5 protein-coding genes are annotated in these 22,255 nt (G+C 74.2%); all 5 read right to left on the bottom strand.

Features of this window, described 5'->3' with window-relative positions; all coding sequences use genetic code 11:
- Window positions 1-73: 73 nt before the first annotated feature.
- Window positions 74-1,297, bottom strand: coding sequence for a cytochrome P450 family protein (locus tag OG357_RS14200; RefSeq protein ID WP_329621498.1), 1,224 nt, complete (start codon window positions 1,295-1,297; stop codon window positions 74-76).
- Window positions 1,279-2,121 (bottom strand): thioesterase II family protein, encoded by an 843-nt coding sequence (locus tag OG357_RS14195; RefSeq protein WP_329621497.1) that lies wholly within the window; start codon window positions 2,119-2,121, stop codon window positions 1,279-1,281. The genes OG357_RS14200 and OG357_RS14195 overlap by 19 nt, the downstream gene beginning before the upstream one ends.
- Before the next feature lie 23 nt (window positions 2,122-2,144).
- Window positions 2,145-6,188 carry a type I polyketide synthase gene (locus tag OG357_RS14190; RefSeq protein ID WP_329621496.1) on the bottom strand — a complete coding sequence of 1,348 codons (4,044 nt, stop codon included), beginning with the start codon at window positions 6,186-6,188 and terminating at the stop codon, window positions 2,145-2,147.
- 78 nt (window positions 6,189-6,266) lie between these two features.
- The gene (locus tag OG357_RS14185) at window positions 6,267-10,964 is read right to left on the bottom strand and encodes a type I polyketide synthase (RefSeq protein ID WP_329621495.1); all 4,698 of its coding nucleotides are present in this window, start codon (window positions 10,962-10,964) and stop codon (window positions 6,267-6,269) included.
- An 87-nt stretch (window positions 10,965-11,051) separates the two neighbouring features.
- Window positions 11,052-22,172, bottom strand: a complete 11,121-nt coding sequence (locus tag OG357_RS14180) for an SDR family NAD(P)-dependent oxidoreductase (RefSeq protein ID WP_329621494.1) — start codon at window positions 22,170-22,172, stop codon at window positions 11,052-11,054.
- Window positions 22,173-22,255 lie beyond the last annotated feature (83 nt).

The following is a 22,255-nucleotide window of genomic DNA, read 5'->3' as shown; positions in this document are numbered from 1 at the left end:
TCGTTGTCCTTCCTGCCGGTGGAGGGGCGGGGCGGGGTGGGGCGGCGGCCGGGGAGGACCGCGTCCCGGTGTCTCAGGCGCTCACCGGGACGCTCAGCGGCCCGCGGCCGACGGGCGCCCGGCGGGGGCGGAGCACGGGCCCGGCCTGCCGCAGCCGCGGGAAACGCCCGGCCAGGGTCCGCAGCGCGACCTCCGCCTGGAGCCGGACCGAGGACGCCACCGGGCCGTACGGGCCGGCGGGGTGCAGCGCGAGGTGCGCGGTGGCGTCGGGGCGCGCGAGGTCGAAGCGCTCCGGGTCCGTGAAGACCTCCGGGTCGCGGCCGGCGGCGGCGGTGAGGACGACGACATGGGCGCCGGCCGGAAGACGTCGGCCCGCCAGCTCCGTCTCCGCGCGGACCACCCGGGCGTCCAGCTGCACCGGCGGGTCGTAGCGGAGGGTCTCCTCCACCGCGGCCGCGGCGAGCCCGGGCCGGGCACAAAGCTCGCCCCACTGCTCGGGGTGGGCGAGGAGGGCGAGCACGGCGTTGCCGGTGAGCTGGACGGCGGCGGTGACACCGAGCGCCGACAGCAGGGCCCCGTCCGTCCGGCCGGAGGAGTCGGCGAGCAGCGCCGCGAGCGCGGCCAGCGCGCCGTCGGCCGCCCGTACCGTCCGCAGGGACTGCGGGGCCAGCAGACTGTCGGACAGCGGCCGGAGCCGCTCCACCAGGTCGCCGAACTCCCCGCGCCGGTCCTCGCGAACACCGAGCACGGCGGCTGCCGCGGCCGTCACCGCCGGACGGACGAAACCGCCCACCAGCTCGAACGCGTACGACGCCGACACGTCCGGGGCGAGCCCCTCCAGGGTCTCCCGGTGGATCCGCTCGACCTCGGTGCGGTGCCCGGCCTCCGCCGCGTCGCGCGCCGACGGCAGCGCCCGCTCGTGCTCCAGCGGGCAGCCCTCCCCGTAGGAGAGGACCTGCTGCGGCACGGGGCCGCCGTCGGCGCCGGACACGCCGAAGTCCGCCGAGGAGAGGACACGGGCCGCCAGGGCGTGATCGGCGGTGACCCAGCTGCCCGTCGGGCTGAAGGAGAGCGGGCCGCGGGCGCGCAGCCGCTCGTACGCCGGATACGGGTCGTCCGACTGGCCGCGCAGCACGCCGGCGTACGGGTCGCCGTTCGCGGCGTGGATCCAGTGGATGCCGCGGGTCTCCAGGAGGTGGGTGCCGAGTTCACGGTCGGCCACCGCGCGGACGGTGCGGCCCAGCGGGGGCTGTGTGAGGGCCCCCGCCAGGTCGTCGGTCACCGTGGGTTCTGCCATCTCTTCGCGGCTCCTTCGATAAGACGGGTCGGAGGCTGCACGACGCGGGGATCGGGTGCGCAGCGGGTGACGAGCAGGTGGTCGGAGATGTCGTTGCAGATCTCGTGCCACTGGTCGTTGAGGTAGAAGTGGCCGCCGGAGTAGGCCCGCAGGCAGAACGGCCCGCTGGTGTGCCGGCGCCACTCGGCCACCTCGTTCAGCGGCGCCTTCGGGTCGCGGTCGCCGGCCAGCGCCATCACCGGGCAGGTGAGCTTGGCGGAGGGCCGGTGCTCGTACGTCTCCGCTGCCTTGTAGTCACTGCGCAGCGCGGGCAGCACCAGCCGCAGCAGCTCGTCGTCCTGGAGGAACCGGTCGTCGGTGCCGTTGAGGCGCCGGATCTCGGCGAGGAACGCCTGGTCGTCCAGGAGATGGACGAGCTTGTCCGACGCCAGGGACGGGGCGCGCCGGCCGGAGACGTACAGGCCCTCGGGCCGTACTCCGTGCCGCTGTTCGAGGATCCGGGCCGCCTCGTAGGCGACGGAGGCTCCGAGACTGTGCCCGAAGAGCGCCATCCGGCCTTCCTGCCACCAGCGTTCGGTGGCCGCGACGACGTGCTCGGCGAGCTCCTCGACGCTCTCCAGGCACGGTTCGTCGCGCCGGTCCTGACGTCCGGGGTACTGCACCGACAGGGCCTCGACGGAGGGGTGGAGCTCCTCGGAGAAGCGGAAGAAGTAGCTGGCGGAGCCACCGGCGTGGGGCAGGCAGACCAGCCGCACCGTGCTGTTCGGCGAGGGGTGGAAGCGCCGGATCCACAGGCCGCTGTCCACGTTCAGGGGTCTGTTCACGGGTCCGTTCAGGGGTCTGTCGTTCACTGGTTCTCTCCCTGCGCGGTGTTCCGCTCGATGCCGTCGAGCCAGGCGATGACGGCGCCGGCGACGGCGGGCGCGTGGTCCCGCATCATCGTGAAGTGGTCGCCGGGAACGTCCGCGACGGTGTGCGGAAGGTCCCAGTGGGCGCGCCAGTCGCCGCGCTCGTCCTGCCAGTCGCCCAGCGGTTCGGAGGCGCGCACCAGGAGGACGGGCGCGTTGCTGCGGCCCGGACGCGGTGCGGCGAGGAACCGGGCGTACCGGCCCATGGCGAGCAGCCGCGCGTCGGCCATCGGTTCGAGCTCGCCCGCGAACAGACCCTCGCCGAGCTGCCTGCTCCACGCCTCGACGGGCTCCTGGTGGCCCGGCGGATAGGGGTCGACCAGGACGATGCCGGCGGGCGGGGCGCCATGGGCCCGCTCAAGGCGGAAGGCGAGCTCGTGGGCGAGCAGGGCGCCGCCGGAGTGCCCGAGGAGGACGACCGGGGCGTCCCCGGCGGCCCGGAGGACCGCCAGGGCCTGCGCGTCGAGCGCGGTGTCGAGGTCGGCCGGGAGGAGGGCGCCGCCCGTGCCCGTACCGGTGCCTGTGCCGTAGCCGGGCAGGGGCAGGGCGAGGAAGTCCCGCTCCTCCTGGAAGGAGGCGCTGAGCCGCAGGAACTCGTGCGGGCCGCCGTTCGCCGCGGTGCCCGTGCAGCCGACGAGAAGGGCACGGTCCTTCGTACGGTTCGCCGGAGCGCCGGCGAGCAGCACGGGTTCGAGCCGCTCCGGGCAGGCCTCGGGCGTGGCGAACTGCGGGCGGAACGCCGAGGCTTCGGCGAGGACGCCGAGGAACTCGCCGTACCGGCCGTCGTCCACGGCCTGCCGGAACAGGGCGCGGAACATCCCCCCGTCGGCGCGGGAGGCGGAGCGGGAACGGTCCGTGGCCGGGGTCTGGGCCGCGGCCGGGACGGCGGGTTCCGCCTGGTCGCGGGGTTCGGTGACGGCCCAGTTCCGCTCGGCCAGCTCGGCGCTGACGCGGTCGGCGAGCGCGGCGGGCGTGGGGTGCTCGAACACGGCGGTGGGCGGCAGGTGGAGCCCGGCCAGCCGGTTGATGCGGTTACGGAGGTCGACGGCGGTCAGCGAGTCGAAGCCGAGTTCCCGCAGGGGCCGGTCGACGGACACCTCGTCGGGCGAGTCGTACCGGAGCACGGCGGCCGCCTGCCGCAGCACCATGGCGAGTACGGCGCCGCGCCGGCCTTCCTCGTCGAGGTCGGCGACGTCGAGCCCCCACGCCTGGCCGGCCTCGGCTTCGAGCCCGGCCTCGGGAGCGGTGTGCGTGGGTGCTTCGCCGGGGGCCGAGGGACTGATCCAGTAGGAGCGGTGCTGGAAGGCGTACGTCGGGAGGTCGGCGGGGGAGGCGGCGGCGGGGAGGAAGGAGTCCCAGTCGACGGGGAGGCCGTTGGCCCACGCCTCGGCGAGGGACGTGGTCAGGCGGTGCCGTCCGCCGTCCTCGCGGCGCAGGGTGGCCAGGCCGGTGACGGTGCCGGGGAGGGCCATGGTGAGGACGGGGTGGGCGCTGACCTCGACGAAGTGGGTGAAGTCCTCGTCGGTGGCGAGGGTTTCGACGGCGGGGGCGAAGCCGACGCGGTGGCGGAGATTGCGGTACCAGTAGGTGCCGTCGAGGGCGGGTTCGGTGATCCAGGCGCCTTCGAGGGTGGAGAAGAACGGGATCTGCGGCGCACGCGGGGTGAGCCCGGCGAGGGCCTTGCCGAGTTCGCTCTCGATGGTCTCGACGTGGGCGCAGTGGGAGGCGTAGTCGACAGGGATGATCCGGGCGCGGATGCCGTCGGCCTCGCAGGCGCGGGCGAGTTCCTCGATCTGGGTCGGGTCGCCGGAGACGACGGTGGCGGTGGGGCCGTTGACGGCGGCGATCGAGAGGCCGACGAGGTCCGCGATCCGCTCCTGCGTCGCTTCCTCGCCGAGGGCGAGGGAGAGCATGCCGCCCTTGCCGGCGAGGTGTGCGGCGATGGACTTGCTGCGCAGGGTGACGACGCGGGCGGCGTCGTCGAGGGTGAGGGCTCCGGCGACGTACGCGGCGGCGATCTCGCCCTGGGAGTGTCCGATGACGGCCTGCGGGGTCACGCCGTGGTGCTGCCAGACGCGGGCGAGGGAGACCATGACGGCGAAGGTGACGGGCTGGACGACGTCGACCCGGTCCAGGGTGGGCGCGCCGGGCGTCTGCCGGACGACGGCTTCGATCGACCAGTCGACGTACGGAGCGAGTGCGGTCTCGCACTCGGCCATGGCCGCCGCGAACTCCTCGGACGTGTCGAGGAGTTCGGCGCCCATTCCCGCCCACTGGGTTCCTTGGCCGGGGAAGACGAACGCCACGCGGCCGAGGTCGGTGGCCGTGCCGCGTATCAGTTCTTCCGGCATGTGGAGGGCGTCCCGCAGGGCCTTCGGACTGTCGCCGATCGCGACCGCGCGGTGGTCCATGGCCGTACGGCCGTCGATCAGCGTGCGGGCCGCCGCGGCCGGGTCCAGGCCCGTACGGGTGTCCGCGTAGGCGGCGAGTCGTCCGATCTGGGCGTCGAGGGCGGCCGGGGTCTTCGCGGACACCGGCCACGGCACCACGCCACCGACGGTCGACGGCGTGACGTCCTCCGCCTTCTCGACGGCCGGAGCCTCTTCGAGGACGACATGCGCGTTCGTCCCGCCCACGCCGAACGCCGAGACGCCCGCCCGCCGTGGCCGGCCCGGCCGCTCCGGCCAGTCCATGGCCTCGGTGAGCAGCTCGACCGAGCCGGCCGTCCAGTCGACCTGGTCCGTCGGCTCGTCCACGTGCAGGGTCTTCGGCAGGACGCCGTGGCGCATCGCCTGCACCATCTTGATGACACCGGCGACACCGGAAGCGGCCTGCGTGTGCCCGATGTTCGACTTCACCGTGCCCAGGCGCAGCGGCTGCCCCGGGGCACGCCCCTGCCCGTACGTGGCGAGCAGTGCCTGCGCCTCGATCGGGTCGCCGAGGCGGGTCCCCGTGCCGTGGCCCTCCACGACGTCCACGTCGGCCGACGTGAGCCGCGCGTCGGCCAGCGCCTGTCGGATCAGCCGCTGCTGGGAGGGGCCGTGCGGCGCCGTGAGGCCGTTGCTCGCACCGTCCTGGTTGACGGCGCTGCCGCGCACGACGGCCAGGACCCGGTGTCCCTTGCGCCGCGCGTCGGAGAGCCGTTCGAGGAGGAGCACGGCGACGCCCTCGCCCCAGGCGAGGCCGTCCGCCGCCGAGGCGAACCCCTTGGTCCGGCCGTCCGCGGCCATGGCCTGCTGACGGCTGAACTCGATGAACGCCCCGGGTGTCGCGAGGACGGCCACGCCGCCGACGAGGGCGGTCGAGCAGTCGCCGTTCCGCAGGGCCTTCAGGGCGAGGTGCAGGGCGACGAGCGACGAGGAGCACGCCGTGTCCACGGTCACGGCGGGTCCCTCCAGGCCGAGGGAGTACGCGATGCGCCCGGAGGCGACGGCGGAGGAGTTGCCGGTGACGACGTATCCGCCGGTGCCTTCGGGAGCGACCCGGATGTCCGGCGCGTAGTCCTGGTATCCACAGCCCACGTACACGCCGACGTCGGTGCCGCGGACCGACGCGGGGTCGATGCCGGCCCGCTCGAAGACCTCCCAGGAGGCTTCGAGGAGCTGCCGCTGCTGCGGGTCCATGGCGAGGGCCTCGCGGGGCGAGATCCCGAAGAACCCCGCGTCGAAGCCGGCGGCGTCGTCGAGGAACGCGGCGTTGCGGACGTACGTCGTGCCCTTCCGCCCGGGCTCCGGGTCGTAGAGGGAGTCGATGTCCCAGCCCCGCTCCTCCGGTACGTCGGAGACGAGATCCTTGCCCGCGGCGACGGCGTCCCAGAGGTCCTCGGGGGACCGGATACCGCCCGCGAAACGGCAGCTCATGCCGACGATCGCCATGGGCTCCTGCCGACGGTCGGCAAGGCGGCGACTCTCTTCACGGAGTTCTTGGTTCTCCTTCAGAGAGGCGCGCAGAGCGTCCACCAACTGCTCGTTGGAACTCGTCATCTGGGTGTGGTCTTCCGCTCGTGGATGGGGTTGTGGGCGTGTGGGGGCGCAGGTGTGGGTGGGGGGGGGCGACCTGCGTCAGGTGGTGCGGGGGCCGAGGGCCATGCGGATCAGGGCCTCGGCGTCGAGGTCGTCGATCGACGCCGCCGGCTCCTGCTCCGCGTCGGGGCCCGCGGTGGCGCCGTCCGGGCCGCCGGGTACGGGCTCGGGCTCGATGCCGGTGAGGCGCAGGACCGTGTCGAGGACGCCCGCGTCCCGCAGCCGGTCGAGAGGCAGCTCGGCCAGGGCCCGGCGTACCCGCCCCTCCCAGTCGGTGGGGGCCGGTTCGGCCGGCGCGAGGTACTCCTGATGGAGGTGCTCGGCGAGCGCGGCGGGCGTCGGGTGGTCGAAGACCGTGGTGGCGGGGAGCCGGCTGCCGACCGCCGCCGAGAGCTGGTTACGGAGCTGCACGGCCGTCAGCGAGTCGAAACCGAGCTCGGTGAAGGCCCGGCCGGGAGCCACCCGGTCGGGGGAGGAATGACCGAGTACGGCGGCCGCGTGCGTACGGACGAGGGTGAGGAGCGCGGGCCGGTGCTCGGGTGCCGGGAGCGCGGCGATCGCGGCCAGCGCCGACGACTGCCCGGCGCGCGCCGACGCGGCGTCGCCGGGAGCCGGGGCGCCGGCGGGCGCGACGGGCGCGGCGAGCGCCTGCCGGGCCTCCGGGACACCGTCGATCAGGAGGCTGGGGCGGGAGACCGTGAACGCGGGCGCGAACCTCTCCCAGTCCACGTCGGCCACGGCGACGAAGGTCTCGTCGTGGCGCAGGGCCTTGGCCAGCTCGTCCAGGGCGCGGTCGGGGCTCATCGGGCGGATGCCGCGCCTCTGCCAGTACGCGTCGTCTGCGCCCCGGCCCATGCCGTCGCCCGCCCAGAGTCCCCAGGCGACCGAGGTCGCGGTCTCGCCACGGGCACGGCGCCGGGCGGCGAGGGCGTCGAGGTGGGCGTTGGCCGCCGCGTAGACACCCTGACCGCCGCTGCCCCAGACCCCGGCGTTGGAGGAGTACAGGACGAAGGCGTCCAGGGGAGTGTCGCGGAGCAGGTCGTCGAGCACCTGCGCGCCGCGGGTCTTCGCGCCCAGGATGCGGGCGATGTCCTCGGGACCGGTGACGTCGAGCGGGTCACCGCCCGGCGCTCCGGCGGTGTGGAGGACGGCGGTGAGGGGGGTGTCGGTGGGGATGGTGTCGAGGAGGGTGCGCATGGCGTCGGGGTCGGCGACGTCGCAGGCGGCGACAGTGACACGCGAGCCCAATGTGCGGAGTTCGTCGGCGAGTCGGGTGGCTTCGGGGGCCTGCTCGCCGCTGCGGCTGACGAGGAGGAGGTGTTCGGCTCCGTGGTGGGCCATCCAGCGGGCGGCGTGGCTGCCGAGGGCTCCGGTGCCTCCGGTGATGAGGACGGTGCCGTGGGGCTGCCAGTCGCGGGTGGGCCGGCGTCCGTGGAGGGGTGCGCGGGCGAGACGGCGGGCGTGGAGTCCGGTGGCGCGGATGGCGATCTGGTCCTCGCCGGTGTTGCCGGTGAGGGCGGTGGCGAGGTGGGCGAGGGCAGCCGCGTCGGGCTGGGCGGGGAGGTCGACGAGACCGGCCCAGCGTTCGGGGTGTTCGAGGGCGACGACGCGGCCGAGGCCCCAGAGCATGGCCTGGTCGGGGTCGGCGGGGGAGTCGTGGCGCCCGAGGGAGACGGCGCCCCGGGTGACACACCACAGAGGCGCCTTGATTCCGGCGTCGCCCAGCGCCTGCACCCAGGCGACGAGGGGCGTGAGTCCGTCGAAGAGTGAGATGACACCGGTGAATCCGTCACCGGCCGTCAGCCCGGCGAGCCGGGCGGCGAGGGCCTCGCGGTCGTCGTCCGCCCCGGTTTCCAGCACCTCCACGTCCGCCCCGGCGGCCTTCAGCGTGTCCAGCAGCTCGGCGTCGGGCCGGCCCTCGGCGGCGACGAGCCACCGGCCGGACAGGTCCGCCTGGCCGGCGGTCGTCAGCGGCTTCCACTCGACGCGGTAGCGCCAGTCGTCGGCGGCGCTGGTGGGAGCGGAGTCCTGGAGCCAGTAGCGCTCGGTCTGGAAGGCGTACGTGGGCAGGTCGGGGCGGGAGGCGGCGGCGGGGAGGAAGGAGTCCCAGTCGATGGGCAGGCCGTTGGCCCAGGCTTCGGCGAGGGAGCTGACGAGGCTGTCCTGGCCTCCGTGGTCGCGGCGGAGGGTGGCGAGGCCGGTGACGGTGTCGGGGAGGGCCATGGTGAGGACGGGGTGGGCGCTGACCTCGACGAAGTGGGTGAAGCCCTGCTCTGTGGCGAGCGTTTCCACGGCGGGGGCGAAGCCGACGCGGTGGCGGAGGTTGCGATACCAGTAAGCCCCGTCGAGGGCGGGTTCGGTGATCCAGGCGCCTTCGAGGGTCGAGAAGAACGGCACTCGGGGAGCTTGGGGAGTCAGACCCGCGAGGACCTCGGAGAGCTCCTTCTCGATGGTCTCGACCTGCTGACTGTGGGAGGCGTAGTCGACGGGGATGATCCGGGCGCGGATCCCGTCGGCCTCGCAGACGCGGGCGAGCTCTTCGATCTGGGCCGGGTCGCCGGAGACGACGGTGGCGGTAGGTCCGTTGACCGCTGCCACCGACAACCCGTCGAAGGTCACCAGCCGTTCGAGGACTGCGCTCTCGCTGAGGGCGAGGGAGAGCATGCCGCCCTTGCCTGCGAGGTGTGCGGCGATGGACTTGCTGCGCAGGGTGACGACGCGGGCGGCGTCGTCGAGGGTGAGGGCTCCGGCGACGTACGCGGCGGCGATCTCGCCCTGGGAGTGTCCGATGACGGCCTGGGGGGTGATGCCGTGGTGCTGCCAGACGCGGGCGAGGGAGACCATGACGGCGAAGGTGACGGGCTGGACGACGTCGACCCGGTCCAGGGTGGGCGCGCCGGGCGTCTGCCGGACGACGGCTTCGAGTGACCAGTCGACGTACGGGGTGAATGCGGTCTCGCACTCGGTCATGGCGGTGGCGAACTCCTTGGATGTGTCGAGGAGTTCGGCGCCCATCCCGGCCCACTGGGTTCCTTGGCCCGGGAAGACGAACGCCACCCGACCCACGGCGGAGGCCGTGCCGCGTATCAGCCCTTCCGGCATCCGGAGCGCGTCCCGCAGGGCCTCCCGGCTGTCGCCGATCGCGACCGCTCGGTGCTCCATCGCCGTGCGCCCGTCGAGCAGCGCACGGGCCGCCCCGGCCGCATCCAGGTCCGCACGGGTGTCCGCGTAGGCGGCGAGTCGTCCGATCTGGGCGTCGAGGGCGGCCGGGGTCTTCGCGGACACCATCCACGGCACCACACCCGCCGACGGCTCGGCGGCCGGGGTGTCTTCGGCGGCCCGGGCCTCCTCCAGTACGACATGCGCGTTCGTCCCGCTGATGCCGAAGGAAGAGACCGCCGCCCGCCGCAGGCTGCCGTCGCCCTTCTCCGGCCACGCCATGGCCTCGGTCAGCAGCTCGACCGTGCCCGCAGTCCAGTCGATCTGGTCCGACGGCTCGTCCACGTGCAGGGTCTTCGGCAGCAGCCCGTGGCGCATCGCCTGCACCATCTTGATGACGCCGGCGACACCGGCGGCCGCCTGGGTGTGTCCGATGTTCGACTTCAACGCGCCCAGCCGCAAGGGCTGTGCGTCGCTGCGCTCCCGGCCGTACGTGGCGATGAGGGCCTGGGCCTCGATCGGGTCGCCGAGGCGTGTGCCCGTGCCGTGGGCCTCGACGACGTCCACGTCACCCGGGGTGAGCCGGGCATCGGCCAGGGCCCGCCGGATCACGCGCTGCTGCGACGGCCCGTTCGGAGCCGTGAGGCCGTTGCTCGCGCCGTCCTGGTTGACCGCGCTGCCCCGAACCACGGCGAGCACCCGGTGACCGTTGCGCCGCGCGTCCGACAGACGCTCCACCAGCAGGACGCCGGCGCCCTCCGCCGGACCGAAGCCGTCCGCCGAGGTGGCGAAGGCCTTCGAGCGGCCGTCTGCGGCAAGGCCGCGCTGCCGGCTGAACTGCACGAAGAGGTCCGCGTTGGGCATGACCGTGACGCCGCCGGCGAGGGCCATGTCGCACTCGCCCTTGCGCAGGGCCTGTACGGCGAGGTGCAGGGCGACCAGCGACGACGAGCAGGCCGTGTCCACCGTCAGAGCCGGTCCGTCCGTACCGAGGACGTACGCGATACGGCCGGACAGGAAGCCCAGCGCCGCGCCGCTGACCAGGTGGCCTTCCAGCTCCGGCGACTGCACGGCCGTGGTCTGGCCCGAGGTGTAGCCGGTGTGCCAGCCGCCGACGAAGACGCCGAGCCCGCTGCCCTTCAGGGTCGTCGGGTCGATGCCCGCGTGCTCGATCGCCTCCCACGCGGTGGTGAGGGACAGGCGCTGCTGGGGGTCCATGGCGAGGGCCTCGCGCGGCGAGATCCCGAAGAAGTCGGCGTCGAACTCGCCCGCGTCGTGCAGGAATCCGCCGGACCGGCAGTACGTCCTGCCGGACGCGTCCGGGTCCGGGTCGTACAGGCCCTCGACGTCCCAGCCGCGGTCCTGCGGGAACTCCGAGATCGCGTCCCCGTCCCCGGCCACCAGCCGCCACAGGTCCTCCGGCGAGGCGACACCGCCCGGCAGGCGGCAGGCCATGCCCACGATCGCCACTGGCTCGTGCGTGCGTCCCTCGATCTCGCGCAGACGCCTGGTGTTCTGCTGCAGCTCGGCGGTGACGCGCTTGAGATAGTCGCGGAGCTTGTCTTCGTTGTTCGCCATGGCTCCCGTTCTCGCCTGTCCGTTCCGTGTGTGAGGGGCTGGTGGTGCCGGTGGTGTCAGTGCTGTGAGTGGGTGGGTCAGGCCAGGTCAGGAGTCGGAGTCGCCCAGCTCCCTGTCGATGAAGGAGAAGAGGTCGTCGTCGGACGCCTCGTCCAGGTCGGGGGCGTCGTCGTCGCCGAGGGCCGCGGCCAGCGCCCTGAGCCGGGCGGCGAGCTCCGGGCGGCCGCCGGCAGAGGGCGCGAGGGAGGCGAGTACCCCTTCCAGCCGGTCGAGTTCGGCGAGGGCCGCCGTCGTCTGCCGGTCCGTCGCGGGCGCGGCCCCCTCGGATCCGGATCCGGATCCGTCCGTCCAGGCCCCGCCCGCCGCAGCGGCGAGTTCGCCGAGCAGGTGCCCGGCGAGCTCCCCGGGGGTGGGGTGGTCGAAGACGAGGGTGGCCGGGAGCCGCAGTCCGGTGGCGGCGTTGAGACGGTTGCGGAGTTCGACGGCGGTGAGGGAGTCGAAGCCGGTGTCGCGGAACGCCCGCTCGGTGTCGACCCGGCTCGGGGTGCCGTGTCCCAGGACGGTCGCCACGTGCGTACGGACGAGGTCCCGCAGGTGCGCGGCCCGGTCGTCCGGCGTCATCGCGGCGAGCCGCCCGCCGAGGTCCGTGTCGCCCTCGGCGGGGCCGCCGGCGGCGGTCCTGCGCCGGGCGGCCGGCGTGGCGCCGGGCCGCGACCCGCGGGTGAGCCCGCTGAGCAGCGGCGCCAGCATGCCGTCCCTCTCCTGGACGCGGAGCGCGGCGACGTCCAGGGCGATCGGGACGAGCGCCGGGTCGTCGCGGCGCATCGCCGCGTCCAGGAGGGACAGGGTCAGCTCGCTGTCCATGGGCGTCGCCCCGGAACGGGCGAGCCGCGAGCGGTCGGTGTCGCTGAGCCCGCCGGTCATGCCGCTGTTCTCGGCCCAGAGGCCCCAGCCGAGGGAGAGGGCGGGGAGTCCGGCTGCCCGGCGGCGTGAGGCGAGGGCGTCGAGGGTGGCGTTGGCCGCCGCGTACGCGCCCTGGCCGGCGCCACCGAAGACGGCGGCGGCGGAGGAGAACATGACGAACGCGGACAGGTCGTATGCGGACGTCGAGGTCAGCTCGTCGAGGAGGAAAGCGGCGTCGACCTTGGGACGCAGGACGTGCTCCACGTCCTGCGTCGTCATCGACGGCACGGTTCCGTCCGACAGAACGCCCGCCGTGTGGACGACAGCGGTCAGCGGGTGCTCGGCCGGAATCCCGGCCAGTACGCCGGTCAGGCCTTCCCTGTCCGCGACATCGCAGGCGGCCACCGACACCACGGCCCCGAGACCCTCCAGCTCGGTCACCAACTCCGTCGCCCCGGGGGCGTCCGGGCCGCGACGGCTCACGAGCAGCAGGCGCCGCACACCCCACTCGCTCACCACATGGCGCGCCACGATGCCACCCAGCGCGCCGGTGCCGCCGGTCAGCAGGACCGTTCCCTCCGGGTCGAGCCCCGACGGCATGGTGAGGACGACCTTGCCCGTGTGACGGGCCTGGCTGACGTGCCGGAAGGCGTCGCGGGCGCGGCGGACGTCCCAAGTGGTGACGGGCAGGTGCCGGAGCACCCCGCTCTCGAAGAGAGCGAGTACCTCGGCGAGCATCTCGCCGATCCGCTCCGGCCCCGCCTCGCCGAGGTCGAAGGCGCGGTAGCCGACACCGGGGTGGTCGGCGGCGACCTTCTCCGGGTCGCGTACGTCGGTCTTGCCCATCTCCACGAAGCGGCCGCCCGGTCCGAGCAGGCTCAGCGAGGCGTCGACGAACTCGCGGGCGAGCGAGTTCAGGACGACGTCCATGCCGGCTCCGCCGGACGTGGTGCGGAACGCGTCCTCGAAGTCGAGGGTCCGGGACGAGGCGATGTGCGCGTCGTCCAGGCCGAGGCGGCGCAGGGCCGCCCACTTCCCGGGGCTCGCCGTGCCGTGGACCTCCACGCCCCAGTGCCGGGCGAGCTGCACGGCGGCCATGCCCACGCCACCGGCGGCGGAGTGGACGAGCAGGCGCTCGCCGGGCTTGACGTCCGCCAGGTCGCGCAGGGCGTAGACGGCCGTCAGGAACACCACCGGTACGGAAGCGGCCTGGGCGAACGTCCACCCCTCGGGCATCCGCGCCACGGTCCGCGCGTCGGCGACGACGACCGGGGCGTACGCGCCGGACAGCAGGCCCATGACACGGTCGCCGGGGGCGAGGTGCGTGACGCCGGGGCCGGTCGCGGTGACCACACCGGCGCCCTCGGTGCCCATCAGCGCCGGGTCGGGGTACATGCCGAGGGCGATCAGGACGTCGCGGAAGTTGAGACCGGTGGCGCGTACGGCGATGCGGACCTGGCCCGGGGCGAGCTGCTCCGGGGCGAGGGCATCGGCGTCGCCGGGCGCCGCCGTGAGGCTCTCCAGGCTGCCGTCCGCACCGGGCTCCAGACGCCAGAGGGCCGGAGCGGCGGGAAGCGGCAGAGCGGCGAGGCCGTCGGCCGCGGCGGGCGCGGAGGCCCGTGCCAGCCGGGGTACGAGGAGCGCGCCGCCCCGCACGGCGAGCTGCGGCTCGCCGGAGCCGAGGGCGGTCGCGAGGCTCTCGGCGATGGTCTCGCCGTCGCCGTCGCCGTCGCCGTCGATGTCGATGTCGGCGTCGATGTCGAGCAGGACGAACCGGCCCGGGCTCTCCGTCTGCGCGGACCGGCCCAGGCCCCATACGGCGGCCTGTCCCGTCGACCGCAGCCCGTCGCCGGAGCGGGCGGCGACCGCGTCGCGGGTCACGAGCACGAGACGCGCGTCGGTGAACCGGTCGTCGGCGAGCCACGCCTGCATCAGCGCCAGCGACCCGTGCAGGGCCTCGCGGACCTGCTCCGGCCCACCGGGGCCGGGAGCGGGGCAGGCCACCAGGACGGTCGTCGGGGCCGGGGTCTCGCCCCGGTCGACGGCCTGAGCCAGAGCGGCGAGGTCCGGGAAGGGAAGGACGTCGGTGCCACCGGCGCGCAGCGCCGCGGCGAGGCCGTCGGCATCGCCGCCGCCCAGCACGACCGTGCCGGGCAGGAGCGCCTGCGCGGCACCGCCGTCCCAAGCGGTCCACTCCAGGACGTGCAGCGCGTCCGGCGTCGGGTCGCTGATGGCTGCCAACTGCGCGGGGTCGACGGGAAGCACCGTGAGGGAGTCCGCGGCGAACACCGGCTGCCCGGTGGCGTCGGACGCGCTCAGGGACACCGTGTCCGGCCCGGTCGGGGCCAGCCTCACCCGGAGGGCGGTGGCGCCGACCGCGTACAGGGAGATCCCGCTCCAGGCGAACGGCAGGCGTGTGCCCTCGCCGAACGCCCCGCCCGCGCCGGCCGCCTGCACCCCGGCGTCGAGCAGCGCCGGGTGGAGACCGAACCGCGCGCCCTCGGCGCCGGCGACCTCGGCCGGCAGGGCCACGTCGGCGAACACCTCGTCGCCGCGCCGCCATACGCCGCGGACTCCCTGGAAGAGGGGGCCGTAGCCGTAGCCGCTCGCCGCGAAGCGCTCGTACAGACCGTCCACGTCCACCGTTTCGGCGCCCGGCGGGGGCCAGGCCTCCGTGTCGGCGACGGGAAGGGTGCGCTGCGAACGGGCCGCCAGCACACCGGTGGCGTGCCGCGTCCACTCCGCCTCGCCCGGCGCGTCCTCGGGGTGCGCGTAGAGGCCGAAGGTACGGCGGCCGGACTCGTCGCTCGCGCCGACGGACAGCTGCACGCGGACCGCGCCGCGACGGGGCAGGACGAGCGGAGCGTCGAGGGTGAGCTCCTCGACCAGATCGCAGCCGACCTGGTCCCCGGCCCGGAACGCCAGCTCCACGAACGCCGTTCCCGGCAGCAGCACGGTGCCGGACACCGCGTGGTCGGCCAGCCAGGGATGCGTACGGAGGGAAAGGCTCCCCGTGAGCAGGCAGCCGTCGGAGTCCGCGAGCGGGACGGCCGCGCCGAGCAGCGGGTGCTCGGCCGCCCCGAGACCGGCGGAGGTGATGTCACCGACGGCGGAGAGGTCGGGCTGCGGCCAGTAGCGCTCGGTCTGGAAGGCGTACGTCGGGAGGTCGGGGTGGTGGCCGGCCGTGGCGGGGAGGAGGGAACTCCAGTCGATGGGAAGGCCGTTGGCCCAGGCTTCGGCGAGGGAGGTGACGAGGCGGTCCCGGCCGCCCTGGTCGCGGCGGAGGGTGGCGAGGCCGGTGACGGTGTCGGGGAGGGCCATGGTGAGGACGGGGTGGGCGCTGACCTCGACGAAGTGGGTGAAGCCTTCGTCCGTGGCGAGGGTTTCGACGGCGGGGGCGAAGCCGACGCGGTGGCGGAGGTTGCGGTACCAGTACGCGCCATCCAGGGCGGGCTCGGTGATCCAGCCGCCGTCGAGCGTCGAGAAGAACGGTACGCGCGGCGTCTGGGGGGCGAGTCCGGCGAGGACCTCGGAGAGTTCCTTCTCGATGATCTCGACGTGGGCGCTGTGGGAGGCGTAGTCGACGGGGATGATCCGCGCGCGGACCCCGTCGGCCTCGCAGACGCGGGCAAGCTCTTCGATTTGTGCGGGGTCACCCGACACCACCGTGGCGGTGGGCCCGTTGACCGCTGCCACGGACAGCCCGTCGAAGGCGCCCAGTCGTTCCAGGACGGCGTCCTCGCTGAGGGCGAGGGAGAGCATGCCGCCCTTGCCTGCGAGGTGTGCGGCGATCGACTTGCTGCGCAGGGCCACGACACGGGCGGCGTCGTCCAGGCTCAGCGCGCCGGCGATGTACGCGGCGGCGATCTCACCCTGGGAGTGTCCGATGACGGCCTGCGGGGTCACGCCGTGGTGCTGCCAGACGCGGGCGAGGGAGACCATGACGGCGAAGGTGACGGGCTGGACGACGTCGACCCGCTCCAGGGTGGGCGCACCCTCGCTCTGCCGGACGACGGCCTCAAGGGACCAGTCCACGTACGGAGCGAGCGCAGCCTCGCACTCGGCCATCCCCGCCGCGAACTCCTCCGACACATCGAGTAGTTCGGCGCCCATCCCGGCCCACTGCGTCCCCTGCCCCGGGAACACGAACGCCACCCGACCCACACCCGACGTCACACTCCGGACCAGCCCCTCGGGCGCGTCCAGCGCCCCCGCGAAGTCCTCGCGTCCGGCGCCGATCGCGACTGCGCGGTGCTCGAACTCCGCACGTCCGCCGGCCAGTACGCGTGCCACGGAACCCGCGTTCAGATCCGTACGGCTGTCCGCGTACGAGGCGAGCCGCGCGATCTGCGCGTCCAGCGCGGCCGGGGTTTTCGCGGACACCAGCCACGGCACCACACCCGCCGACGGCCCGTCGCCCGGGGCGCCCAGCGACTCGGCGGCCGGGGCCTCCTCCAGTAAGACATGCGCGTTCGTGCCGCTGATGCCGAAGGAAGAGACCGCTGCCCGGCGCCGTCCGCCGTCGCCCTTCTCCGGCCAGTCCATGGCCTCGGTGAGGAGTTCGACCGTGCCTGCCGACCAGTCGATCTGGTCCGAGGGCCTGTCCACGTGGAGTGTCTTCGGCAGGATGCCGTGGCGCATCGCCTGGACCATCTTGATGATGCCGGAGACACCGGCGGCGGCCTGCGTGTGCCCGATGTTGGACTTCAACGACCCGAGCCTCAAGGGCTGTTCGCCGTCCCGGCCCTGCCCGTAGGTGGCGATGAGGGCCTGGGCCTCGATCGGGTCGCCGAGTCGTGTGCCCGTGCCGTGGGCTTCGACGACGTCCACGTCGCCGGTCGTCAGGCGGGCGTCGGCGAGCGCCCGCCGGATCACCCGCTGCTGCGACGGCCCGTTCGGAGCCGTAAGGCCATTGCTCGCACCGTCCTGGTTGACCGCGCTGCCACGCACGACCGCAAGGACCCGGTGGCCGTTGCGGCGCGCGTCCGAGAGGCGCTCGACGAGGAGCATGCCGACGCCCTCCGCCGGGCCGAACCCGTCCGCCGACGCGGCGAACGCCTTCGACCGGCCGTCCTCCGCGAGCCCGCGCTGCCGGCTGAACTCCACGAACGTCGTGGGCGTCGACATGACCGTCACGCCGCCGGCGAGCGCCAGCCCGCACTCGCCCTTGCGCAGGGCCTGCAGGGCGAGGTGCAGGGCGACCAGCGAGGACGAGCAGGCCGTGTCGACCGTGACCGCCGGGCCCTCCAAGCCGAGCGTGTACGAGACGCGGCCCGACATGATGCTGGCGGCGTTGCCCGTACCGACGTAGCCCTCCAGGTCCTCGGCGGTGTTGCGGAGGAGCGGCTCGTAGTGGGGGCCGTTGGTGCCCGCGAAGACGCCGACCTGCTGTCCCCGCAGGGAGGTCGGGTCGATCCCGGCGTCCTCGACGGCCTCCCAGGAGGTTTCGAGGAGGAGGCGCTGCTGCGGGTCCATGGCGAGGGCCTCGCGCGGCGAGATCCCGAAGAAGTCGGCGTCGAACTCGCCCGCGTCGTCCAGGAATCCGCCGGCGCGGCAGTACGTCCGCCCGGACGCGTCCGGGTCCGGGTCGTACAGGCCCTCCACGTCCCAGCCGCGGTCCTGCGGGAAGCCGGAGATCGCGTCCCCGCCCCCCGCCACCAGCCGCCAGAGATCGTCCGGCGAGGCGACACCGCCCGGCAGACGGCAGGCCATGCCGACGATCGCGACCGGCTCGTCGACGGCGCCGCTGTCCACGGGTGCCGGCTCGGCGCCACCGGCCTGCTCGCCGAGGATCTCCGTGAGGAGGAACTCCGCGAGTGTCCGGGGGGTCGGGTAGTCGAAGACGAGGGTGGCCGGGAGGGCCAGGCCGGTGGCGTTCTTGAGGCGGTTGCGGAGCTCGACCGCCGTCAGCGAGTCGAAGCCGAGGTCACGGAAAGCCCGCCCGGTGTCGACGGCCTCCGGGGAGGGGTGGTTGAGGACCACGGCGAGGTGCTCGCGGACCAACTCCTGTATGCGGTGCTGCTGTTCGGCGGCGGTGAGGCCGGCGAGCTCGCGGCTCAGGTGCGTGTCGTCGGTGGTCGTCGTCTGCTGCTCGTCGAGTGCGCGGCGCGCCTCGGGCAGGTCGGCGAGGAGGGTGCTCGGCCGGGCCGTGGTGAAACCGGGCGCGAAGCTCGACCAGTCGACGTCGGCGATCGTCACGGCGGTGTCGCCGTGGCCGAGCGCGGTGTCCAGGGCGGTGAGCGCCGTCGCGGGGGCGAGGGGCCGCAGGCCGAGGCGGCGCAGCCGCTCGCCGGTCGTCCCTTCGGTGACGCGGCTGCCCTCCCAGGGGCTCCAGGCCACGGAGGTCACAGTGGGGCCTTCGGCCCGGTGCCGGCCGGCGAGGGCGTCGAGGTACGCGGTACCGGCGGCGTACGCGCCCTGACCTGCGCCGCCCCAGATCGCGGCGACGGAGGAGAAGAGGACGAGGGCGGGCGTACGGTGTCCGGGCCCTGCGGTCGCCGCGGCCTCCCGCAGCAGGTGGTCCAGGTGCAGCGCGGCGGTGGCCTTCGCGGTCACGACGCGGGCGAGGGCGTCCGGGTCGGTCGCGGTCAGCGGGTCGGATTCGACCGTGGGCGGCAGGTGGAGCACGGCGCCGAGCGGGTGCTCGTCGGGGACGGCGGCCAGCAGTCGGGCCGTCGCGTCCGCGTCCGTGAGGTCGCAGGTCACGACGGTGGCCGCCGCGCCCAGGTCCGCGAGTTCGGCGACGAGTCCGGCGAGGTCCGCGTCGGCGGTGTCGGAGGGGTCGGAGGGGTCGGTATGGAGGAGGAGGTGTGCCGCTCCGTCCCGGGCCAGCCGGCGGGCGGCCTCGGCGGCCGCCGGCTCGTCGGCGCCGGTGACGAGCACGGTGCCGTCGGCCCGCCACCACGGCGAGGCCGTGCCGTGGGCGGCGAGGGGGGCGCGGACCAGACGGCGGGCGAGCAGCCCGGACGCGCGTACGGCGACCTGGTCCTCGCCCGTACCGCCGGCGAGGACCATCGCCATCCGGTCCAGGGCCGCCGGGTCGGCGTCCGAGGGCAGGTCGATCAGTCCGCCCCACCGCTCGGGGTGCTCCAGGGCGGCGACCCGGCCCATGCCCCACACCATGGCCTGGGCGGGGGAGATGACGTGGTCGGCCCGGCCGACGGACACCGCGCCGCGGGTGACGCACCACAGCGGGGCGCCGACGCCGGTGTCCGCCAGTGCCTGCACCAGAGTGAGGGTGGCGCCGGTGCCCCGCGTGAAGGGGGCGGGGTGACCGGGGTGGCCGCGCTCGTCCCACGCAAGGAGCGAGAGGACGCCGTCGACGGCTCCACCGGCCGCCGCCAGGACCTCGTCCAGCGCCTCCGCGAGCCGCTGCCGGTCGCCCAGCGCGGACACGTCCAGCTGTACGGGCTCGGCGCCGGCGCCGGACAGCGCGGCGAGCACCGGGGCCGCCTCGGAGGAGCGGTCCTCGGGGGTGACGACGAGCCAGCGCCCGGAGAGCACGGTCGGCTCGCCGGTCGTGAGGCGCTTCCAGTCGATGCGGTAGCGCCAGGAGTCCTGGACGGAGCCCTGGACGGCGGGGGAGTCGTGGAGCCAGTAGTGGCGGCGCTGGAAGGCGTACGTGGGCAGGTCGGGGTGGGAGGTGACGGCGGGGAGGAGGGAGTCCCAGCCGATGGGCAGGCCGTGGGCCCACGCCTCGGCGAGCGACGCGACCAGACGCTCCTGGCCGCCCTCGTCGCGGCGGAGGGTGGCGAGGCCGGTGACGGTGTCGGGGAGGGCCATGGTGAGGACGGGGTGGGCGCTGACCTCGACGAAGTGGGTGAAGTTCTCTTCCGCGGCGAGCATCTCGACGGCGGGGGCGAAGCCGACGCGGTGGCGGAGGTTGCGGTACCAGTAGGTGCCGTCGAGGGCGGGTTCGGTGATCCAGGTGCCGTCGAGCGTCGAGAAGAACGGCACCCGCGGCGCCTGCGGGGTGAGCCCGGCGAGGACCTCCGCCAGCTCGTCCTCGATGATCTCGACCTGCTGACTGTGGGAGGCGTAGTCGACGGGGATGATCCGCGCACGAATCCCATCGGCCTCGCAGACGCGGGCGAGTTCCTCGATCTGTATCGGGTCGCCGGAGACGACGGTGGCGGTCGGTCCGTTGACGGCCGCGACGGAGAGTTCGTCGTACCCGGCCAGTCGCTCCAGGACGGCGTCCTCGCTCAGCGCGAGGGAGAGCATGCCGCCCTTCCCCGCGAGGTGCGCGGCGATCGACTTGCTGCGCAGGGCCACGACACGGGCGGCATCGTCCAGGCTCAGCGCACCGGCGACGTACGCGGCGGCGATCTCGCCCTGGGAGTGCCCGACGACGGCCTGCGGCGTCACACCGTGGTGCTGCCACACCCGGGCGAGGGAGACCATGACGGCGAAGGTGACGGGCTGGACGACGTCGACCCGCTCCAGCGTGGGCGCGCCGGGCGCCTGCCGGACGACGGCCTCAAGCGACCAATCCACATACGGAGCGAGCGCGGCCTCGCACTCGGCCATCCCCGCCGCGAACTCCTCCGACACATCGAGGAGTTCAGCACCCATCCCGGCCCACTGCGTGCCCTGCCCCGGGAACACGAACGCCACCCGGCCCAGGTCGGAGGCCGTGCCGCGTATCAGCCCTTCCGGATCGGTCAAGGTCTGTGCGAGGCCGTCCCGACCGGCACCGATCGCGACGGCCCGGTGCTCGAACTCCGCACGCCCACCGGCCAGTACGCGCGCCACCGCAACCGCGTCGACGTCCGTACGACCGTCCGCGTACGAGGCGAGGCGCCCGATCTGCGCGTCCAGCGCGGCCGGGGTCTTCGCGGACACCAGCCACGGCACCACACCGCCGACGGCCGACGGCCCGTCAGCCGGGGCGCCCAGCGACTCGACGTCCGGGGCCTCCTCCAGCACCACGTGCGCGTTCGTCCCGCTCACGCCGAACGACGAGACCGCCGCCCGCCGCAGGCTGCCGTCGCCCTTCTCCGGCCACGCCATGGCCTCGGTCAGCAGCTCGACCGCGCCCGCCGACCAGTCCACCTGGTCCGACGGCTTCTCCACGTGGAGTGTCTTCGGCAGGACGCCGTGGCGCATCGCCTGCACCATCTTGATGACGCCGGAGACACCGGCGGCCGCCTGCGTGTGCCCGATGTTCGACTTCAACGATCCCAACCGCAGCGGCTGTTCGCCGTCCCTGCCCTGCCCATAGGTGGCGATGAGGGCCTGGGCCTCGATCGGGTCGCCGAGGCGTGTGCCCGTGCCGTGGGCCTCGACGACGTCCACGTCGCCGGTCGTCAGGCGGGCGTCGGCGAGCGCCCGCCGGATCACGCGCTGCTGCGACGGCCCGTTCGGAGCCGTAAGACCGCTGCTCGCACCGTCCTGGTTGACGGCGGTGCCCCGGACCACGGCGAGCACGCGGTGACCCTTGCGGCGCGCGTCCGGCAGGCGCTCGACGAGGAGGACGCCGACGCCCTCGGACCAGCTCGTGCCGTCCGCCGTCGACGAGAAGGACTTCGACCGGCCGTCCGGGGCCAGTCCGCGCTGCCGGCTGAACTCCACGAAGGTGCTGGGCGTCGACATGACCGTGACGCCGCCGGCGAGGGCCATGTCGCACTCGCCCTTGCGCAGGGCCTGTACGGCGAGGTGCAGGGCGACCAGCGAGGACGAGCAGGCCGTGTCGACCGTGACCGCCGGGCCCTCCAGGCCCATCGTGTACGCGACCCGGCCCGAGGCGACGCTGCCGGAGTTGCCGGTGCCGAGGTACCCCTCGATGCCCTCCGGGACGTCGGTGAGCCGCGTGGCGTAGTCGTGGTACATCACGCCGGTGAAGACGCCGACCGACGTGCCGCGCGCGGTCGCCGCCGGGATCCCGGCGTGCTCGAACGCCTCCCAGGACGCCTCCAGGAGGAGCCGCTGCTGCGGGTCCATGGCGAGGGCCTCGCGCGGCGAGATCCCGAAGAAGTCGGCATCGAACTCGCCCGCCTCGTAAAGGAATCCGGCCTCGCGGGCGTAGGTCTTGCCCGTCGCCTCCGGGTCCGGGTCGTAGAGGCCCTCGACGTCCCAGCCGCGGTCCTGCGGGAACTCCGAGATCGCGTCCTCGCCACCCGCCACCAGCCGCCACAGGTCCTCCGGCGAGGCGACACCGCCCGGCAGGCGGCAGGCCATGCCCACGATCGCCACCGGCTCGCCCGCCTTCGCCTCCAGCTCGCGGAGGCGGCCGCGGGCCTCGTGGAGGTCCGCCGTGGCCCGACGCAGGTAGTCGAGGTACTTCTCTTCGTTCACCGTGGACACGCTGTCCCCTTGAGTTCCTGGAGGCGCCCGAGGCGCGCATGACGTGATTCGAGTCGAGGTGCCCGGGACGGGGTCCGGGCGGG

The organism is Streptomyces sp. NBC_01255 (assembly GCF_036226445.1).
Lineage (GTDB): Bacteria > Actinomycetota > Actinomycetes > Streptomycetales > Streptomycetaceae > Streptomyces.
Note: the sequence above shows the minus strand (reverse complement) of the source record. Positions and strands in the feature narration are given on the sequence as shown.

Bases quoted from the DNA above. Each gene is read 5' to 3' on its own strand.
- OG357_RS14200 (WP_329621498.1), bottom strand. From the start codon at position 1,297: ATGGCAGAACCCACGGTGACCGACGACCTGGCGGGGGCCCTCACACAG.
- OG357_RS14190 (WP_329621496.1), bottom strand. From the start codon at position 6,188: ATGACGAGTTCCAACGAGCAGTTGGTGGACGCTCTGCGCGCCTCTCTG.
- OG357_RS14185 (WP_329621495.1), bottom strand. From the start codon at position 10,964: ATGGCGAACAACGAAGACAAGCTCCGCGACTATCTCAAGCGCGTCACC.